Origin of the sequence: Pseudanabaena sp. UWO310 (assembly GCF_006861605.1) — a bacterium.
In the GTDB taxonomy this organism is placed as follows: domain Bacteria; phylum Cyanobacteriota; class Cyanobacteriia; order Pseudanabaenales; family Pseudanabaenaceae; genus Pseudanabaena.
On the sequence record NZ_SELU01000120.1, the window covers coordinates 1 to 3,154 of the forward strand.

General features: G+C 40.9%; 3 protein-coding genes. All 3 read left to right on the forward strand.

What is annotated here, in order from left to right; translation table 11 throughout:
* Nucleotides 1-491: 491 nt before the first annotated feature.
* Nucleotides 492-995: an rRNA maturation RNase YbeY gene (ybeY, locus tag PseudUWO310_RS22525; protein WP_143190593.1), complete on the forward strand. Its 504-nt coding sequence runs from the start codon at nucleotides 492-494 to the stop codon at nucleotides 993-995.
* A gap of 433 nt (nucleotides 996-1,428) precedes the next feature.
* Entirely contained in the window at nucleotides 1,429-1,863 is a 435-nt protein-coding gene (locus tag PseudUWO310_RS22530) for a diacylglycerol kinase family protein (RefSeq protein ID WP_143190594.1), read from the forward strand.
* A 108-nt stretch (nucleotides 1,864-1,971) separates the two neighbouring features.
* Nucleotides 1,972-3,154: efflux RND transporter permease subunit (locus tag PseudUWO310_RS22535; RefSeq protein ID WP_190316136.1), on the forward strand; the 1,183-nt coding region annotated here is incomplete at its 3' end.

A 3,154-nucleotide genomic window follows, 5' to 3' on the forward strand; every position in this document is an offset into this window, starting at 1 on the left:
TATCATTTATGTAAATCTTTTGCGACAGTTAAGTTCTTTTTTGAGTTTTTTACTCATCGACAAATTTTTAATTTCCCAAAGCTTTTTACCTATGGCTTTTTCTCACAACTCATTTAGGATTGCTATATAATAGCCAATCACTTTTAATCACTTTCAATCGCGGCAAAGGGCATTAAATACAATTAATTGCATTTAATGCCCTTTGCACTCAAATCCAAATCAAGAAACCTTGTGAAAGTGTTGCAAAGCAACACTTTCACAAGGTTTCTTATACTAACTCACAAAAGTGTTGTCACACTTTCGCGAATTAAACACCAAAGTGTACTAGAACATAAAACCCAAGAATTAATTGGCGGCGCGAAGCGCCGCCAATTAATTCTTGGGTTTTGATTTGTCCTAATTCAAGTGACTGTAGCTACACAAACAGATGCTCGGTTTTGATCACTATTTTAATCTATTATTTATGGTTGATTTGATGGGGCCTTGAAAACTTGAATATTGATTTATATTGTGACATCTATCCAGAAATCGCCGATCGCCACCCGATCGACATGGAGCAATGGCAAGAATGGTTTACCATTTGGGCAAATTATTTACAATCCGAAGGAGCGATCGTCGATGGCGAGTACGAGGTGTCTTTGGCGATCGCCGATGATTTAACAATTCAACAACTAAATTTGCAATATCGCCAGCAAGATCGCCCTACGGATGTTTTATCTTTTGCTGCCCTCGAATCAGCAGTACCTGAGATCCCGATCGATGATTATGAAGATTTTGATTATATCGAGCCAACCAGTTGGGGGGACATCATCATCTCGCAAACTACAGCGATCCGTCAGGCTGAGGAGCGAGGGCATTCCTTAACCTATGAACTAGCGTGGCTAGCGGCTCATGGTTTATTGCACCTACTAGGTTGGGATCACCCTGATGACGAAAGTTTAGAAGCAATGCTTGCACAGCAAGATACTATGTTGCAACTAATTTCACTACTCTAGCTTGTGATTTTAAAACCTTTACTGGGCTTGGGTTTTAATTCCCAAAAGTGTAGCTACACTTTTGGGAATTGGTATTACTCAAAGATGAGAAGAATGTATACTCCTTTAGGAATAAAAACTAGATCGATCCATGTAGAAAATAGTCAATAATAACTTAAGTATTTGTGAGCGTAATTTAAGTAAACTATTTTCCTAAGCAGTTAAATATAATTAAAAACCAAAAAGAGAGAGCGTACCGCCCGCGTAGCGGACGATACGCTCTTCTAGGTTTTAAGTTTACTTACGATTAGCTACTTAGCATTACAATCTCGAACATAAAATCTCGAACATCTTGGCGATCGCTGGGCAAAGTCTATTTGGGATCATCTCCATGAATAATGATTTACCATTAACCAGATTATTTTTATTTAAATCGCCTTCCTTATCCGAGCCAATGACAAAGACTGATGAATTGGAAACCGAACAGAGTGCGGCACAACGCAATGATTCTTTTCAAATTGCGACGAACTTACTATTAAGTTTTAAATATGCTGGGCAGGGTGTTAGTTATGCGTTTCGTACCCAGCGAAATTTTCGGATTCATTTACTCATTGGCGCGATCGCCCTAACTCTGAGCGTATATTTCCATCTCTCCGCCGTTGCTTGTTCGATCATTAGTTTGACGATCGCTCTAGTATTAGTCCTAGAGCTATTGAACACAGCCTTAGAGGCGGTCGTTGATTTGACCGTCGGGCGTGAATTTCATCAACTAGCCAAAATCACCAAGGACTGCGCCGCTGGTGCGGTACTGATTGCGGCGATCGCCGCTTTGCTGATTGCAGGCGTGTTATTATTGCCTCATATCTTGCAGCGCCTTGCGTTGATATAAAAGTCAAAATTTACAGAAATTCTGATCAAACTCGAATTTCTTTAAATTTTATGATTGCAGTCAGTGGCTAAGCTTATTCGTTAAACTCTTCGTTCCTATACCCTGCCCATGCTGCTATCAATATCTGACTTCTTCATCAGAAGACCTGTATTCGCAACGGTCTGCTCTGTTATAATCACGCTATTGGGAACAGCTTGTATCTTTCTATTGCCTGTTGCTCAATATCCTGAAATTACGCCACCTAAGGTAACTGTAACCGCCAACTATGTCGGCGCAAATGCGGAAGTTGTCGAATCTACAGTTACGAACATTCTCGAAAGAGAATTGAATGGAATTGAAGGAGTTCGTTATATTACTTCGACTAGTGCCAATAATGGAACTAGTTCGGTCAATCTAATTTTTGACCTTGACAAGAATAAGGATCTCGCGGCTGTTGATGTCCAAAACCGAGTGTCTACGGTAACAGCACAACTGCCGAGTCCAGTGCAGCAAACTGGTGTAACCATTAGTAAAGAATCTTCGGGATTTCTCTTTGCAGTAGGTGTATTTTCTGAAAAGGGAGAATACGACGATTTATATCTAAGTAATTACGCCGATCTGTATATTGTCGATGAGATTAAGAAAGTCAAAGGTGTCGGGAATGTCGTCATCTTTGGTGAACGTAAGTATGCCATGCGAGTTTGGCTAGATCCCAATCGTCTTTCAGCTAGGGGACTTACTTCTCAAGATGTTGTGTCAGCAATTCAGCAACAAAACTTGCAAGTTGGGGTCGGACAAATCGGACAACAGCCTAATTTGCCAGATCAGCAATACCAACTATCCATTTCCGCAACGGGAAGACTTAAAAGTACAGAAGAATTTTCAGAAATAGTCATTAGAACCGCCAGTGATGGATCGCTAATTAAATTGCGTGATGTCGGACGTGTAGAATTAGGCGCGGAAAACTATGGTTCGGCTCTTCGTTTTAATGGTACTAGAGGGATCGGCTTAGGCATATCGCAATTACCCGATGCGAATGCCCTAGATGTGGCAAAAGCTGTTAAGCATGTCCTAGAGGAGTTAAAACCAACATTTCCTCCTGGACTAAACTATGAGATTGCCTTTGATACAACCAGTTTCATCGAAGCTGGCACTGAAGAAGTCATCATTTCCCTAGCCATTGCGATCGGGCTTGTGATCGTGATCATCTATCTGTTTTTGCAGAACTGGCGGGCAACGCTGATTCCAGCTATTGCTATTCCCGTTTCCTTAGTGGGAACTTTCATTTTCATCAAACTGCTCAACTTTAATA